This is a genomic window from Collinsella sp. AM31-2AC, assembly GCF_003469285.1.
GTDB lineage: Bacteria > Actinomycetota > Coriobacteriia > Coriobacteriales > Coriobacteriaceae > Collinsella > Collinsella aerofaciens_AT.
Genome location: NZ_QSJB01000008.1, coordinates 71,878 through 88,522, shown reverse-complemented (window position 1 = coordinate 88,522; position 16,645 = coordinate 71,878). Strand labels below are relative to the sequence as shown.

Below are 16,645 nucleotides of genomic sequence, written 5' to 3'. Positions count from 1 at the left end.
ACCACAGCCCAAGAAGTCGACAAATGAACACCCGCACGTCGACAAACGAGCAAATTACTCGCAAAGAGTGTCCCCAACGACTAGACAAAAAAATGGCTAGTCATTGGGGACGTTCTTAAATGACTACTTTACAGCTCCAGCGCCTCGGCGACTTCGGCTGCGCAGGCCAGGGCATCGGCCATGGCACTCACCACGAGCGAGCTGCCGTTGCGGGCATCACCCGCCACATACACCGGCGCGGCATCCGCGGCGACGCCCTCCGTGCGAGCCGCGAGATGCGAGCCCTCGGCAGCCATCACCGGCAGCGGACGACCAGCGGTGGCAACAGGTACGCTCACCGCATCGAACACACCGTGCTCCGGACCCGTAAAGCCGCAGGCGATGAGCACCAGCTGCGCCGGCACCTCGTGCTCGGAGCCCGCGATGCGCTCGGACTTTCCCGCCGACCAGTCCAGATCGACCACGCGCAGGCCCGCGGCCGCGCCCTTCTTGTCCAGCAGCACCTCGAGCGTATCCACGCCCCAGGCACGCATCTCACCACCCATCGCAGCGATAGCCTCCTGCTGGCCGTAATCGGTCTTCTTAACGTTGGGCCACTGCGGCCAGGGGTTGCTCGCCGCGCGCTTATCGGGCGCAGCTGGCAAGAACTCAAACTGGCGCACGCTGCGCGCGCCTTGGCGCACGGCGGTACCCACACAGTCGTTACCGGTATCGCCGCCGCCAATGACCACAACGTCCAGGCCACGCGCATCGACCGCGGGCTCGCCGCCGTCGAGAACCGACACGGTCGAAGCCGTCAGATAGTCCACGGCGTACACCACGCCCGGGGCGTCCACGTTCGTAGCCGAAAGACCGCGCGGGGCACGGGCGCCAGCAGCCACCACGACGGCGTCAAAGTCGTCGAGCCTGGCGGTAACCTTGGGATCGCTCACGTCGGCGCCCAGCTCGAACACAATACCCAGCTCGCGCATGAGCGCCACGCGGCGCTCGACCACAGACTTCTCGAGCTTCATGTTGGGAATGCCGTACATGAGCAGGCCGCCCGGGCGGTCGTCGCGCTCAAACACCGTCACGCGGGCGCCACGACGCGCAAGCTCCCATGCTGCCACCAGACCAGCCGGGCCAGAACCAACCACGGCGACCGAGGGCGCGTCCTCCCCCGCCGGCTCAAAGCGGTGCGGGCCACCGTTTGCCCATTCATGGTCGCTGATCGCGCGCTCGTTATCGTGAATCGTCGTGGGCTGGCCGTCGACCGAACCCAGGTTGCACGCGGCCTCGCACAGCGCCGGGCACACGCGGCTCGTGAACTCGGGCATGGGCGAGGTGAGCGACAGGCGCTCGGCAGCCTCATCCCAACGGCCGTGGTACACCAGCTCGTTCCACTCGGGAATCAGGTTGTGCAGCGGGCAGCCGCTCGGGTGTGCCTTGCCAAAACTCGCGCCCATCTGGCAAAACGCCACGCCGCACATCATGCAGCGGCTCGCCTGGGCGCGACGTGCGTCGTCATCGAGCTCCACGTACAGCGGATCAAAATCATGGCTGCGCTCCTCCACGGGGCGCAGCTCGTGGGTCACGCGATCGATATCAAGAAAAGCACCGGGCTTACCCATGGCACTTACGCCTCCTTCTTGGTCGAAGCAGCAGAGCTAGCAGCCACGGACGCAGCGTCCGCAGCACCGCCCGCGACATCGAAGCGAGCGACATCCGCGGCGCTCGCGCGACCGGTCACAATGTCAAACGCCAGCTCCTCTGCCTGTGCATGTGTCTTCCCGGCAGCCTCGCCCGCGGCGACAATCGCCAGCACGCGCTCGTACTCGGTCGGAATGACCTTCACAAAGTGCTTGCTCATCGTCTCAAAGCTGTAGAGCAGCTTAATGCCGCGCGGGCTCTGCGTCGCGTCCACGTGCTCCTGGATGAGCTCGCGAATCTGCGCCAGCTCGCCGGCCGTCGGGGCCTTGAGCTCAACGCTCTCGTGGTTCACACGGGCATCGAGCGTGCCGTACTGGTCAAAGACATAGGCCACGCCTCCTGTCATGCCGGCGGCGAAGTTCTGCCCGACCTCGCCCAGAATGAGCGCCAGACCACCCGTCATGTACTCGCAGCCATGGTTGCCGCAGCCCTCGACCACCACGGTGGCGCCGGAGTTGCGCACACCAAAGCGCTGGCCGGCCAGGCCGTTAATGAAGCCGCGGCCGCTCGTGGCGCCAAAGAACGCCACGTTGCCCACGATGATGTTCTCGTCGAACTTGTAGGTCGCATGCGGGTTGGGGCGCACCGACACCTCGCCGCCCGAAAGGCCCTTGCCAAAGTAGTCGTTGGCGTCACCGCACACGTTGAGCGTAATGCCGCGCGGCAGGAAAGCGCCAAAGCTCTGACCGGCCGAACCGTCGCAATCGATGGTAATGGAGCCGGCGGGCAGGCCCTCGGGATGCGCCTTGGTCACCGCGTTGCCCAGGATGGTGCCCACGCAACGGTTGACGTTGGCGATATCGGCGCGGAAGCGAATCGGACGCAGGTGCGCACGGGCATCGGCCGTATAGGGCACAAACAACGTGGAGTCGAGCGTCTTGTCGAGCTCGCTGTCCGCGGCCATCTGCGGCAGGAAGTGGCGACCGTCGGCGCCCGGAATATGGGCACCGAACTCGCAGGTCGCGCTCGCCAGCACGGGCGACAGATCGAGCAGGTTGGCCTTGCGGTTGCCCGGGACCTCGATCTGGCGCAAGCACTCGGGATGGCCGACCATCTCATCGACGGTGCGGAAGCCCAGGCTCGCCATGACCTCGCGCAGCTGCTCGGCAACAAAGAGCATAAAGTGCTCAACGTGCTCGGGCTTGCCGCGGAAGCCGCGACGTAGGCGGCAGTTTTGCGTGGCAATGCCGGCCGGACAGGTATCCTGCTGGCAGTCGCGCTGCATGAGGCAGCCCATGGAGATGAGCGGCATGGTCGCAAAGCCAAACTCCTCGGCACCCAGCAGGCAGGCGACGGCGACGTCGGTGCCATCCATGAGCTTGCCGTCGGCCTCGAGCACCACGCGTGAGCGCAGGCCATTTTGCAGCAGCGTCTGCTGGGCCTCGGCAAGGCCAAGTTCCAGCGGCAGGCCCGCATGCCAGATGGAATCGCGCGCCGCGGCACCCGAGCCGCCGTTATGGCCGCTGATCAAGATCTTGTCGGCAGCGCCCTTGGCCACGCCGGTAGCAATGGTGCCGACGCCGGCCTCGCTGACCAGCTTGACCGACACGCGCGCACCGGGGTTGGCGTTCTTAAGGTCAAAGATCAGCTCTGCCAGGTCCTCGATGGAGTAGATGTCGTGGTGCGGCGGAGGCGAGATCAGGCCGATGCCGGGCGTGGACTGACGGACCTCGGCAATCCAGGGGTAGACCTTCTTGCCGGGCAGGTGGCCACCCTCGCCGGGCTTGGCGCCCTGGGCCATCTTGATCTGAATCTCGAAGGCGCTGCACAGGTAGCGGCTCGTCACGCCAAAGCGCGCACTTGCCACCTGCTTGATCGCGGAGTTCTTGGAATCACCGTTAGCCAGCGGGGTCTCGCGACGCGGATCCTCACCGCCCTCGCCCGAGTTGGAACGGCCGTGCAGGCGGTTCATGGCGATGGCCATGCACTCGTGTGCTTCCTTGCTGATGGAGCCGTACGACATGGCGCCGGTGTTAAAGCGGCGGACGATGTTGAGCGCGGGCTCGACCTCGTCGAGCGAAACCGGCGTGCGGCCGCTGGCATCAAAGTCGAGCAAGTCGCGCAGACGCACGGCACGGCCGGTGCGGTGCAGGCGGGCGCTGTACTCCTTAAAGGTGTCGTAGCTGTCCTCACAGCAGGCGGTCTGCAGCAAGTAGACAGTCTGCGGATCGATCAGGTGATCCTCGCCGCCGAGCGGGCGCCACTTGGTCAGACCCAGCGTGGGCAGCTGATCGGGAGCCGGGCTTTTAAGGATGGCGAGCGCGGCGTCGTAGCGCTCGTTTTGCTCGCGCTCGACGTCCTCGACACCCATACCGCCCACACGGCTCACCGTGCCGGCAAAGTACGCGTTGACGAACTCCGGCGTAAAGCCCACGGCCTCGAAGATTTGCGCCGAATGGTAGCTCTGCACCGTGGAGATGCCCATCTTGGACATGATGGAGACGATGCCGGCGGTCGCAGCCTTGTTGTAGTTGGCGATACCCTGCTCGGCCGTCACGCCCAGGTCGCCGCGTGCCGCCAGATCGCGGATGCACGCATGCGCGTTGTACGGATAGATGCCGCTCGCGGAGTAGCCCACCAGTGCCGCAAAGTCGTGCGGGGACACGGCGTCGCCGCACTCCACCACGATGTCGGCAAAGGTACGCACGCCGGCGCGGATCAGGTGATTGTGCACGCAGCCCACGGCGAGCAGCGACGGCACGGGCACCTCGCCCGCAGCGGCACGATCGCTCAACACCACGATGTTTACGCCGTCGCGGACCGCAGCCTCAACGTCCTCTGCAAGCTGCTTGAGCGCAGCCTGCAGCGCGCCCTCGCCGGCATCGCGGCGGTACACGGCACGGAAACGACGGGTCTTAAAGCCAACACGGTCGATGGCGCAAATGCGGTCGAACTCCTCCTCGCTCAGCAGCGGACGCTCCAGGCGAACCAGCTGGCAGGCCGTACGGGAATCCTCGAGCACGTTGCCGTGGTTGCCCAGGTAGAGCGTGGTCGAGGTGACCATATGCTCGCGAAGGGCATCGATGGGCGGGTTCGTGACCTGAGCGAACAGCTGATAGAAGTAGTCAAAGAACGAACGCGTCTTCTTGGATAGACAAGCCAGCGGCGCGTCGATGCCCATCGAGGCGAGCGGGGCCTTGCCCTGCTGGGCCATGGGACGCACGACCTCATCGACGTCATCCCAGTGATACCCGAGCTTAGCCATGCGCACGGCGGCGGGTACCTCGGCGTCCTCGGCGGGCGTTGCCGCGGCAGGCCTATCGAACACGTCGACGGTCAGCGTCTCCTCGGCAATCCAATCACGGTAGGGCTTTTCCTTGGCGTAACGGGCGCGCAGCTCGTCGTTGTAGATGACGCGCCCGCGGGCAAAATCGACCTCGAGCATCTGGCCCGGCCCCAGGCAGCCGCTCGTCAGGATGTTCTCGGGGCGTACCTCGATGGTGCCCACTTCGCTTGCCAGCATAAAGCGGCCATCGCGCGTCACGTAGTAGCGGGCGGGGCGCAAGCCGTTGCGGTCGAGGGCGGCGCCCAGCGTGCGACCGTCGGTAAAGGCGATGGCCGCCGGGCCGTCCCAGGGCTCCATGAGCATGGACTGGTAAGCGTCGTAGGCGCGGCGCTCCTCACTCAGGCTATCGTTGTGGTCCCACGGCTCGGGCAGCAACATGGACGCGGCACGCGTCAGCGGGCGACCGTTCATGACCAAGAATTCGAGCACGTTGTCCAGAATCGCGGAGTCGGAACCCTCGCGGTTGATGATGGGCATCACGCGCTCAAGATCGTGCTGCAGCACGGGGCTGTACAGGTTGGGTTCGCGGGCGCGAATCCAGTTGACGTTGCCCTTGAGGGTATTGATCTCGCCGTTGTGAATGATAAAGCGGTTGGGGTGCGCACGCTCCCAGCTGGGCGTGGTGTTGGTGGAGTAGCGCGAGTGGACGAGCGCCACGGCCGTTTTGACGGCGGCGTCGTTGAGGTCGATGAAGAAGCGGCGCATCTGCGTGGCGACCAGCATGCCCTTGTACACGATGGTGCGCGAGCTCATGGAGCACACATAGAAGATCTTGTCGCGCAGGGCAAACTCGGCGTCGGCCTTTTTTTCGATGGTGCGGCGGCACACGTACAGGCGACGCTCGAAGGCATCGCCGGCGGGCGTGTCGTCCGGACGGCCCAGGAAGGCCTGCAGGATAGTGGGCATGCAGGCGCGAGCCGTCTCGCCCAGGTCGTGCGGGTCGACGGGCACCTCGCGCCAAAAGAGCAGCGGCACGCCGGCCTCGGCGCAGCCCTCCTCAAACACGCGACGGGCATCCTCTACGCCCTTGTCGTCCTGCGGGAAGAACAGCATGGCCACGCCATAGTCGCCCTCTGCCGGCAGAATCTGGCCGCACTTTTGAGCCTCTTTGCGGAAAAAGTGATGCGGAACCTGGAACAGGATGCCAGCGCCGTCGCCGGTGTTCTTCTCGAGTCCCGTGCCACCGCGGTGCTCCAAGTTGACCAGAATGGACAGCGCATCGTCCAGAATCTGGTGATGGCGCTCACCGTTGATATCGGCAAGCGCGCCGATGCCACATGCATCATGGTCGAATTCGGGGCGATAAAGGCCCTGCTGCTGAGCGGAATCTGCCTGCATCGCGATCCTCCCCTAGATATTAGACAGTCAGTTGAATAGGCATACTAGGAGCATCGCCGGCCCGTTGTGTTTCCCACCCGTTTCGAAACAATCGCGTAACGCACACCCTACGAGTGGACACCGCCGACCTCAAGGGCGACAACATAGGCCCCAAGTTCGGCCTGTTAGCTCACCACTTCAAACATCTCAATCTGTAACAGGAAGGCCCAATTACGACGACTAACTGTTACAGATTGAGATGTTTTTGAGAGACGGTTCCGAATGTCTCAATCTGTAACACGAAGGGCCGGCTTTGGCGGTCAGCTGTTACAGATCGAGATTTTCCATAGGACCATTTCTTCCTGTCTCGATCCGTAACACCTAGGCCCAATTTCCATCCCTAGTTGTTACAGATCAAGACATTTCGGCAGCCCCCTTTCACGATTCCATTCATATACAACAATTTTGTTAGACTTGGTTAACTTTTGAACCTAAAACGGGTATCCTTTGCGGCGTCAAGCAAACGGCACGCACACCGTGCCAGATCAAGGAGGCCCCTATGGCGCACCAAGCAGACCAGCAGACGATGCAACTCGTCCTTATCCGTCACGGAGAATCCGAGTGGAACAAACTCAACCTGTTCACCGGCTGGACCGACGTAGAACTCACCGACACGGGCCGCGAAGAAGCCGCAGCAGGCGGCCGCGCCCTCAAAGAAGCCGGTTTCGACTTTGACGTCTGCTACACTTCGCGCCTCAAGCGCGCGATCCACACCCTCGACATCGTGCTCGGCCAAATGGATCGCGAGTGGTTGCCCGTCATCAAATCCTGGAAGCTCAACGAGCGCCACTACGGCGCGTTGCAGGGTCTCAACAAGGCCGATGCCGCGGCAGAGCACGGCGACGAGCAGGTGCTCATCTGGCGCCGCTCCTTCGATGTCTGCCCGCCGGCACTCGAGCCGGACGACGCGCGCGATCCCCACTCCCAGGAGCAATACCGTGATGTCGCGCCCGATCAGCTGCCCTATACCGAGTGCCTCAAGGACACGATCGCCCGCGCCTGGCCCTATTTCGAAGACGAGATTCGCCCCCAGATGCTCGCCGGCAAGCGCGTACTCATCGCCGCACACGGCAACTCCCTGCGCTCACTCGTCATGAAGCTCGAGCACCTCACGCCCGAGGAGATCCTCAAGGTCAACATCCCCACCGGCGTGCCGCTCGTCTACACCTTCGACACCGATTTCAACGTCCTCGACAAGCGCTACATCGGCGACCCGGCGACCATCGCCGCCAAGATCGACGCCGTGGCCAATCAGGGCAAAGCGCACAAGTAGCCCCAACCCAAATCCGACGCGTGGCGCCGCACGACCCAGATGCGACGTCACGCCGCCCATACGCAGGAGCGCACCATGCTCAACCATCTCAAACAACACTTTGGCTCCCGACGCACCGGTGGTCACGGAGGCCTAGACATTGCGCGGCATATCGGCCCCGGGCTGCTCGTGACCGTCGGCTTTATCGATCCGGGCAACTGGGCCTCCAATATGGCCGCGGGCTCGCAGTTTGGCTACGCGCTGCTGTGGATCGTCACGCTGTCCACGATTATGCTCATTGCGCTGCAGCACAACGCGGCACACCTGGGTATCGCCACGGGCGCCTGTCTTGCCGAGGCCACGACCCGCTTTCTCCCCCGCATCGTGGGACGCGCGGTGCTCGGCAGCGCCTATCTCGCGACCATCGCCACCACCATGGCCGAAGTCCTGGGCGGCGCGATTGCCCTTCAAATGCTCTTTGGGCTGCCCGTGCGCGCGGGCTGCGTCATCGTGGCGGCAGTATCGATGGCGATGCTCATGACCAACTCCTACAAGCGTGCCGAACGCTGGATCATCGCCTTCGTAGGCGTGGTAGGACTCTCGTTTTTGGCCGAGCTTGCACTGGTCAAGGTCGACTGGCCGCAAGCCGCCGCAAGCTGGATCACGCCCAGTATGCCCACTGGCTCTGCCGCGATTATCGTGAGTGTCCTGGGTGCGGTCGTTATGCCCCACAACCTTTTTCTGCACTCCGAGGTCATCCAATCCATGCACTTCGAAGGCCAAGGCGAGCAGGTTATCGAAGAGCGTCTGCGCTACGAGCTCTTCGACACGCTCTTTTCGATGGGCGTGGGCTGGGCAATCAACTCGGCCATGGTCATCCTGGCCGCAACGACCTTCTTTATGCACGGCATTGTCGTAGACGACCTCGCCGTCGCAGCGGCCACGCTCTCCCCCATCTTGGGCCCGACGAGCTCGACCATCTTTGCGGTAGCGCTGCTGTTCGCGGGATTATCGAGCAGCGTGACAGCGGGCATGGCGGCGGGAACCATCACTGCGGGCATGTTCGACGAGGAATACGACATCCACGACCGACATTCCTCGGTCGGGGTGGCGGCCTGTTTCGCCGGAGCAGTGGCGGCGTGCCTGGTCGTTCCAAATCCCTTTGAAGGTCTCATCTGGAGCCAGGCACTGCTGTCGCTTCAGCTGCCGATTACGGTCTTTGTGCTCATACGACTCACCAGTTCACGCCGCGTCATGGGCAAATACGCCAATTCGCGCCCGCTCAACGCGCTGCTTGTAGGGATCGGTGTCGTCGTAACGGCGCTCGACGCCGTGCTGTTGACCGGGATGTAACGAGGCCGCATGTCCACCCAGTCAAACGTCTCGATCTGTAACATCTAAACCCGCTTTTGATGTCTAGATGTTACAGATCGAGATTATTCCGAGGGACAGCTCCGTTTGTCTCAATCTGTAACACGTAGACCCCGTTTTCACTGCTAGATGTTACAGATTGAGACAAACGGTCGGCCGGACTCACGACAGGCAGGATCGGCTAACAGCAGCCGTGATCCCTTAGGGACGGAAGAAAAGGGCCCCGGCCGTGAATTCGACCGGGGCCCTTGGACAGAGCTATGTGTTGCTGCAAGTCGTGTGCCTGCGAGCTACTCCTCGACGAGCTCAAACTGATCGGGACCGACGCCGCACACCGGGCACACATAATCCTCGGGCAGCTCGGGCGTATCGACCTCAACCTCGTAACCGCAAACGATGCACACGAACTTATACGTCTTCTTCTCCTCAGCCATGATGTTCTCCTCTCGAACGTGACTGGTGATGTACTTCATTTATCAGTATAGATTCTCAATAATATAATGCAAGTATTTTTAAAACATTTCTAGCCTTGATACGAGGACGCCTTCGGAGGCGTCTTGCCCTTCAGGACCTTATGGTAGTAATCGTAGGTGAGTGGCGCCTCGTTGCTCAAGCGCTCGGCATCCTCGACCTCGCCGATAAACAGTAGATGCGTGCCCACATCCACAGTGTCGATCAAACGGCAGTTAAACAGGGCCGCCGCATGCTCGGGCACATAGGGCATGCCCAGAGCCGTCTCGCGGGTCTCGTATTTGGCAAACTTGTCATAGTTGCTGCTGGTGCGAAATCCAAAGTTGCCAATGTAGAGCATATCCGCCGTCTGGTCGATCACGGTCAGCGCAAAGGCCTTGGCAGTCTCGATCACGCCAGCGGTCACATTTTCCTTGTTTACGGCAACCGAGATGCGAGGTGGTGCTGCCGTCACCTGCACCGCCGTGTTGATAACGCAGCCGGCACGCAGCCCGTCGGCCGCGGCACTCACCACATAGAGCCCACTCGGCATGGTAAAGAACGCAGTTTTGTCCATAACAAGTACTCCCCTAACCCGGGATTGAACCTTAAGGCTGTATGTACCCATAAAAAGCGGCGCCCATAACGGACGCCGTCTTTTGGAAATATATGGCAAAACAGCAAGGAAGACGGGGCGGGCGCGGTAGGGCACCTTCCCGTGAACTCGCTCCTAGCGGTTGCGTTCTTTAAGGGCGCGGTCGATCTCGCGCTGGACATCGCGCTTGGCCATGTCCTCGCGCTTGTCGTAGAGCTTCTTGCCGCGACCCAGGCCCAGCAGCAGTTTTACGCGACCGTCGGTATTAAAGTAGAGCTCCAACGGAACCAGCGCATAACCACGGTTGCGAAGTTTGCCGTCAAGAAAGTCGATCTCCTTGCGGTGCAGCAGCAGACGGCGCCGACGGTCGGGATCGCGATTCCACACGCCACCATGGCTATAAGGGTGGATATGTAGGCCGACGAGCCAGCACTCCCCGCCACGAATCAGTGCAAAGGTATCGGTAATCTGGCACGCGCGCTCGCGAATCGACTTGACCTCGGTACCGCTCAGCTCAATACCGCACTCAAACGTCTCATCGATAAAGTACTCGTGATGTGCCGAGCGATTCTTGGAAATGAGCTTGCGCTCGCGCTTACTGGGCATCGCCGGCCTCCTTGGCGCCATCGGCGTTTGAGCCCGCAGCCTCGCGCTTTGCCTTGCGCTCGGCGTTAAGCTCGGCATCACTCTCGCGCACCAGCTTGATAATCGCCGCGCACGCCTCTTCGCCCACCAGGTCGCGGGCACGGACCGTCAGGCGCGTAGCCTCCTGCTTGTCGCCGTCGCTCGCAGCGTCGGTCGCGCACATGATCAGGCAGATGGCGATCTCGGCCGAAGGCGAGGTCGGCACGCCCTGCAGGGCGAGCTCACCCATCACATGGTCGTCACTCTCGTCCGCGGCATCCGGATAGGTGGTATGGATCTTGTTGAGCAGGCGCGTCGTATGCGCATCATTGGGCGCCAGGCGCAGCGCCAGACGCGCGCAGCCCACGGCAGCCGAAACGTTCTCGGTCTCGGGCTCCAAGAAGTACTGACCTAGATTGGCGTAAGCGCGGGCGGCGCACTTGCCATCGCTTGCACGCCCCAGCACCGAGAACGAGAGCGATGCCCACTCCTGCTTGTCCTCGAGCGCGCGGAACAGCTCGGCCAAGTCCAAGCGATAGTTGCAGTTCATGGGATCCCAACGCACGGCCTGCATCAGGGCATTCCGAGCACTCACATAATCCTGCTGGCGAATGTAGGCAAACGCCATGTCGGAGTACAGGCGGTCAAAGGGAACCTCGACCTGCACCAGCTCGCGCGGATCCTTCTCCACGCGGCGATAGGCCAGGCGCTCAAACTTGCTGTCGAAGCTAAAGTACTGGCGCTTCTCCTCCGTCTTGCACTCAGCGTCGATATACTCCTCGGCGAGCTCCACCAGACGCTCAAGCAGCGGCGTCGCCGTAGCCAGGTCGCCCTGCGCCAGATAGTTCTCGGCATACGTGATGTCTTCCAAGCTGATAGGCAGGTCCATGACAACTCCTCGGTCCGGGCGGCAGACTCAACGCGCGCCTTAAATATCGGTCAATACACAAAACCCGGGTCTCTTACGAGGCCCGGGCGTTCAATTTTGGTAGCCCGTACCAGATTCGAACTGGTGATCTCCGCCTTGAGAGGGCGGCGTCCTAAACCGCTAGACGAACGGGCCATATGTAGCAAATGCAATGGCTGGGATGGAGGGAGTCGAACCCCCATTGACGGAACCAGAATCCGCTGTCCTGCCATTAGACGACATCCCAATGACTGCATCGCTGCGCTCGGCTGTGCCTTTGCGCAAGAAAGAAATATACGGGAAGTCCGGCCGTGACGCAAGCCCCAATTTTGACTTTTTTGAAATTCAGTCAAATACGGCCGACACGTGAAGGACCTGTGAAGCGCCAGCGACACGTACGGCGCCAAAGCCCGTAAAACATCCCGCATCTACCGCTGGTAGATTACAACAATGCAGCACTCACGGCTGATGGCACAATCGAACCGTCATCATTGCACGGATATCGAGGCGCCATGGACGAAGAGCTTGATTACCTATGGGAGACCCTGGGCCTCGAGATCACTGCTGACCTTTGGCCCGAACGGGACAAAATCCATCCCACTCTGCGCCCCGCCATCACGGTGATGCAGGCAAACTACCGCCGTGCATCCTTTTTGATCATGCGGATGTCATGGCACGCGGGACTCCCCGACCTTAAGCGAATCCAGGCAAGCCTCGTCGAGCTGTCCGGTATGCCGACTGTCATATCCGAGGCGCACCTGGAGCAGCGACAGCGCGAGCGACTGCAACAGCAGCGGATTCCCTTTATCTGCCCCGGCGTTCAGGCATATCTGCCCTTTATGGACGAGGAGTACTGGAGCGGCAAGCCCAACAAGCACGTAAAGGTCTACGATCCGCACGAATGGGCGCAGTTGGAGGACTGACTGGGGCAAGCCTGCCGGCGGAAAGTGCGTCCCAGATTTCAAGCTCAAACTGGTCCCCACTTTCCTATCGAGCCCTCAACCGGAAACCGTATCCCGTAATCGAAGCTCAAAACGGGTCGCGCTTTCCGCAGCCGCTACAGCAGCGCCTCGGTCCAAGCTGCTTCCCTAAAGCCGGGAATCGCAAAGTCGTCGCCCACCAACAGCGGACGCTTGACCAGCATGCCGTCGGTCGCCAGCAGCTCGTAGCACTCCCGATCCGTCATGCCCGCATCTAGACGCGCCTTCAGGCCCAGCTCTCGATATTTCATGCCCGACGAGTTAAAGAAGCGTCGCACCGGCAGCCCCGAACGAGCAATCCAGGTCGCAAGCTCATCGGCCGCGGGATTGTCCGTAACGATATCGCGGTCGATATACTCAACCCTATGTTCGTCCAGCCATGCCTTGGCCTTTTTACACGTCGAGCATTTGGGATATTCAACAAACAGTACGGTCATGGGGATCCTCCGAATATAGATCGGCCAACACAGGTACACACCATACGAGGCGCCTTCGCATGATATGGCAATTGTAGCCCACGGGTCACACGCTAAACGAAGCGTACCCCGAATCCGCGTTTGATGAACGGCAGCAGCTCCATTGCCTCGGGCGTGATATGGCCCGCAACGTTCATGCGCTCGTCACCGGAAAGATCGACCCGCGCAATCTCAAGCTCGCCTTCGTAGCGCCCATAGCCGCTATTGCTCACAGCGATCGACCCCGCCTTTCGCGGCAGGCCGGCACCGGTATCCGCCGGCACGGAATCTGGCTTAAGCGTCGCGCGCGACTCCTGAGACCTAAAGATGAGGGTACTCGAATCGGGCCGGTCGTGATGAATCTGACCACGTACATAGGCATAGCCGGAGTCAAGCTCGCATTGCAGGTCTACGTATCCGGCGGAAACTTGAGCAAACTGTGCCCAACCCGCATCGGAAAGATCGGGGTCGCCGACCAACACAATGTCGCAATCGGCGCCATGTGCGAGCTCAAGCATGTTGAGGGCAACCTTTGACGCGCGACCGCGCTGTGCCTCAACCGTCGGCAGTCCTTCGAATACCGGCCCGCGAACGTTGGCATCACCCGGCACAAAAGCCATGATTTCGAAGCCGAGCGCCGCAAGACGAAGATTCGTCCGAGCAATGTCCTCCAGAGCTAAACCGGTATAAGGCTTGGGATAAAAATTGTGGCAGGCGGCAAAACGAGTCACATCGGCACCGGCTTCTCGCCACGATGCGATTTCATCAGAACTCACCGTCGATGCATTGACCACAATGCGAAATACACCGGACAGTTCCGCAACCCGCTGGGCACTAAAGCCATAGTCCAAACGAAGGTATTCCAGCCCCAGGTCACGCAGATCCTCGATGCGCTCAAGCCCGAGCAAATCGCATGTGCGCGGCCCCACGTCGGCAATGAGCGCAATGCCGCGGGCGGAAAGCAGCGACAGCACCTGGCGGACCTTATCAGCATACGCCGCTCCCCCGTCCTCGGGAATATGCAGTGAGGTAAACGCATAGCGCGCACCCGCCGCGGTACCACGCTCAATCGTCCGCTCAATATCCTGCAGAGGGCTGGAAAGATAAATCGAAATACCCGTTTTCACGCTTCAACGCTCCTTTAAAAAAGGCCGGCGGAGCAGTTAGCCCCGCCGGCACAACCATAGCATCAAGAGATCTGCGTCACGTCAAGACGTTCGAATGACATAGCGCGCAGCATCAGGCTACTCGCCGAAAAACTCGTTGATCTTCTGCTCGTCCACGCCAAAGAACCACGTCAGGACAAAGCCGGCGACATAGGCAAGCAGCATAGCGGCAACGTAGCCGAGCTGCTGACCAGGAACGACGATCAGCAGGCCAAACAGACCGGAAACGCCCTGAGAAACCGTGCCGATGTGGAGCAGCGCCGCGAGCGCGCCGCCAAATCCGGCACCCAGGCAGGCCGTCACAAACGGACGAACGAGCGGCAGCGTAACGGCATACATCAGAGGCTCGCCCACGCCCAGGATGCCAACGGGGATGGACTCGGCGACATACTTCTTGAGCTTGGCGTTCTTGGTCTTAAAGTACAGCGCCAAACCGGCACCGACCTGGCCGCCGCCAGCCATCATAAGGATGGGCAGCAGGTAATTGATGCCCTTGGTAGCGCCGTCGGGATCGTTGAGCATAGCGTGGATCGGCGTGAGCGCCTGATGCAGGCCGACGGACACCAGCGGCAAGAAGCCTGCCGACAGGATATAGCCGCCCAGGACGCCCAGCTTCTCGAAGATAAAGGTGAGGACGCTAAAGATTGCGGCCGTCAGCCATGCGCCAACCGGCTGGATGACAAGCATCAGAGCAAAGGCGCCGATGATGAGCACCAGCAGCGGGGACAGGAACGTATCGAGCGCGTTGGGCATGACCTTGCGAATCTGACGCTCCATCCAGGCGAAAAACGCACCAGCGATGAGAGCCGCAATCATGCCGCCCGCGGCAGGATTGTACTGCGCATTGGTGAGCGGCAGCAGAATGGCAGTGGCAGGATCAGCAGCGCCAGGCGCAAGCAGGGGCATGGCACTGTTGGCGATGCACATCATGCCGGCGATACCGCCCAGTGCAGCGGAGCCACCAAACTCGCGTGCCGCGTTATAGCCCACCAAAATGGGCAGATAGGCGAAGAGGGCCCAACCCATGGAACGAATGCCCTGATACCACCACTCGCCCGCAAGCGCACCTGCCGTCGAGACATTGATGACGTTGCAGATACCGTTGATGAGGCCAGCCGCAATGATGCCGGGAAGCAGGGCGACGAAGACATTGGAAATCTTCTTAAGGAAGGCCTGAACCGGTTTGGACTCGTACTTGGCCTTCTGCGCGGCCTTGTTTGTGGCCGCAGCGTCAACTACGCTCTCGTCAGCAACGCCTTTCGCAAGGCCGGTGAGCTTGGAGAATTCCTCGAGCACCTTATTCACCTTGCCCGGACCCAGCACGATCTGCATCGTGTCGTCCTCAACAAGGCCCATCACGCCGTCGAGTGCCTTAATACCCTCCGTGTCGACGTTGCCCGTGTCTTTGACGGTCACGCGCAGGCGCGTCATGCACGCCGCGTTTGCGAGCACGTTGTCTTTACCGCCCAAAAGGTCCAGCAGCTTTTGAGCCAGCTCTTTGTTCGTCATAACTCCTCCTTGTATTGGGTATCTCGTCTGGATGTCATATCAGCTCACGCCGTGCACCTATTGGGCATCGGCATCGCTCTTCTCATGGCCGCTCACCGCAGTACGGACATGGCCTCGCGCCCGCTCAAGAGCTACCGCAGCCTGCTCGGCATCGCAGTCCAGCAGCACCGAGACAATAGCGGTTTTTACGTGGCCGCCGGCATCTGCAAGCGCCTGAATAGCGTGCTCGCGCGTACAGCCGGTCGCCTCCATCACGATGTTCTGGCCGCGCACCACCAACTTCTCGTTCGTCTGCTGCACATCGACCATCAGGTTTTGGTACACCTTGCCAATCTTGACCATGGCACCGGTCGAAATCATATTGAGAATGAGCTTTTGGACCGTTCCCGCTTTGAGCCTCGTTGAGCCGGTCAGTACCTCGGGACCGGGCACGGGCTCAATGGCAAGATCTGCGCTCTCCCCGATCTTCGACCCTTGGTTACAGGCAATTGCGATGGTCTTGCACCCAGTTGCTTTGGCGTACACAAGACCGCCCACCACATAGGGAGTACGACCGCTTGCCGCCAGGCCAACGACAAGATCCTTGTCCGAGAGTCCACGCTCCCGCAGGTCGCTCGCGCCAAGCTCCTCGCTGTCTTCGGCACCTTCGACAGCCTTGATAAACGCCGTCTCGCCTCCGGCAATGAGCCCGACAATCAAATCGGGTGACACACCAAACGTGGGCGGGCACTCCGAAGCGTCGAGCACGCCCAGACGACCGCTGGTGCCTGCACCCATGTAAAAGACGCGCCCGCCGCGCTCGAGTGTCTCGGCAGCCCAGTCGATTGCTGTGGCAACCTGGGGCAACACTTTCGTAACCGACTGGACGGCACGAAGATCCTCATCATTCATCGTCGTGACGATTTGCAGCGATGTCATCGTATCGAGGTCCATTGACCTTTGATTACGCTGTTCGGTCGTGAATTTTGTTAAATCGAGCATTTC

General features: G+C 61.3%; 13 protein-coding genes and 2 tRNA genes. 3 read left to right on the top strand and 12 right to left on the bottom strand.

The annotated features are described in order from the left end of the window. Window positions 1–128 precede the first annotated feature (128 nt). Window positions 129–1,610, bottom strand: a complete 1,482-nt coding sequence (locus DW796_RS05235; RefSeq protein ID WP_118094488.1) for a glutamate synthase subunit beta — start codon at window positions 1,608–1,610, stop codon at window positions 129–131. A gap of 5 nt (window positions 1,611–1,615) precedes the next feature. Then, window positions 1,616–6,313, bottom strand: coding sequence for a glutamate synthase large subunit (gene gltB, locus DW796_RS05230; RefSeq protein WP_118094487.1), 4,698 nt, complete (start codon window positions 6,311–6,313; stop codon window positions 1,616–1,618). Between the two features lie 565 nt (window positions 6,314–6,878). On the opposite strand from gltB, the gene gpmA reads away from it, so the two are divergent. After that, window positions 6,879–7,625: a 2,3-diphosphoglycerate-dependent phosphoglycerate mutase gene (gene gpmA / locus DW796_RS05225; RefSeq protein WP_187362375.1), complete on the top strand. Its 747-nt coding sequence runs from the start codon at window positions 6,879–6,881 to the stop codon at window positions 7,623–7,625. A 75-nt stretch (window positions 7,626–7,700) separates the two neighbouring features. Continuing rightward, window positions 7,701–8,957 carry an Nramp family divalent metal transporter gene (locus DW796_RS05220; protein WP_118094485.1) on the top strand — a complete coding sequence of 419 codons (1,257 nt, stop codon included), beginning with the start codon at window positions 7,701–7,703 and terminating at the stop codon, window positions 8,955–8,957. Between the two features lie 308 nt (window positions 8,958–9,265). Here DW796_RS05220 and DW796_RS05215 read toward each other — a convergent pair whose 3' ends face one another. The 6 genes from DW796_RS05215 to DW796_RS05190 all read right to left on the bottom strand — a co-directional run bounded on the left by DW796_RS05215 (window position 9,266) and on the right by DW796_RS05190 (window position 11,798). Further along, the gene (locus tag DW796_RS05215; protein WP_117638060.1) at window positions 9,266–9,409 is read right to left on the bottom strand and encodes a rubredoxin-like domain-containing protein; all 144 of its coding nucleotides are present in this window, start codon (window positions 9,407–9,409) and stop codon (window positions 9,266–9,268) included. A gap of 89 nt (window positions 9,410–9,498) precedes the next feature. Beyond that, entirely contained in the window at window positions 9,499–10,002 is a 504-nt protein-coding gene (locus DW796_RS05210; protein WP_118094484.1) for a flavin reductase family protein, read from the bottom strand. Window positions 10,003–10,155: 153 nt separating this feature from the next. Beyond that, the gene (gene smpB / locus DW796_RS05205) at window positions 10,156–10,626 is read right to left on the bottom strand and encodes an SsrA-binding protein SmpB (protein ID WP_006235325.1); all 471 of its coding nucleotides are present in this window, start codon (window positions 10,624–10,626) and stop codon (window positions 10,156–10,158) included. After that, the gene (locus DW796_RS05200; protein WP_118094483.1) at window positions 10,616–11,533 is read right to left on the bottom strand and encodes a hypothetical protein; all 918 of its coding nucleotides are present in this window, start codon (window positions 11,531–11,533) and stop codon (window positions 10,616–10,618) included. Before DW796_RS05200 ends, smpB begins: the two co-directional genes overlap by 11 nt. A 97-nt stretch (window positions 11,534–11,630) precedes the next feature. Further along, window positions 11,631–11,707, bottom strand: a tRNA-Glu gene (locus DW796_RS05195). A 17-nt stretch (window positions 11,708–11,724) separates the two neighbouring features. Next, a tRNA-Gln gene (locus DW796_RS05190) sits at window positions 11,725–11,798 on the bottom strand. 265 nt (window positions 11,799–12,063) lie between these two features. On the opposite strand from DW796_RS05190, the gene DW796_RS05185 reads away from it, so the two are divergent. Beyond that, on the top strand, window positions 12,064–12,474 hold the full coding sequence (locus DW796_RS05185) for a hypothetical protein (RefSeq protein WP_117763185.1): 411 nt from the start codon (window positions 12,064–12,066) through the stop codon (window positions 12,472–12,474). A 134-nt stretch (window positions 12,475–12,608) separates the two neighbouring features. On the opposite strand, the gene DW796_RS05180 is transcribed toward DW796_RS05185, so the two are convergent. The 4 genes from DW796_RS05180 to murQ all read right to left on the bottom strand — a co-directional run bounded on the left by DW796_RS05180 (window position 12,609) and on the right by murQ (window position 16,642). Then, the gene (locus DW796_RS05180; RefSeq protein ID WP_118094482.1) at window positions 12,609–12,968 is read right to left on the bottom strand and encodes an arsenate reductase family protein; all 360 of its coding nucleotides are present in this window, start codon (window positions 12,966–12,968) and stop codon (window positions 12,609–12,611) included. 92 nt (window positions 12,969–13,060) lie between these two features. Further along, a complete protein-coding gene (locus DW796_RS05175; RefSeq protein ID WP_118094481.1) occupies window positions 13,061–14,113 on the bottom strand; it encodes a MupG family TIM beta-alpha barrel fold protein in 1,053 nt (350 codons plus the stop codon). A 117-nt stretch (window positions 14,114–14,230) separates the two neighbouring features. Continuing rightward, on the bottom strand, window positions 14,231–15,661 hold the full coding sequence (locus DW796_RS05170; RefSeq protein WP_118094480.1) for a PTS transporter subunit EIIC: 1,431 nt from the start codon (window positions 15,659–15,661) through the stop codon (window positions 14,231–14,233). Window positions 15,662–15,718: 57 nt separating this feature from the next. Next, window positions 15,719–16,642 carry an N-acetylmuramic acid 6-phosphate etherase gene (murQ, locus tag DW796_RS05165; RefSeq protein ID WP_118094479.1) on the bottom strand — a complete coding sequence of 308 codons (924 nt, stop codon included), beginning with the start codon at window positions 16,640–16,642 and terminating at the stop codon, window positions 15,719–15,721. Window positions 16,643–16,645: the final 3 nt, after the last annotated feature.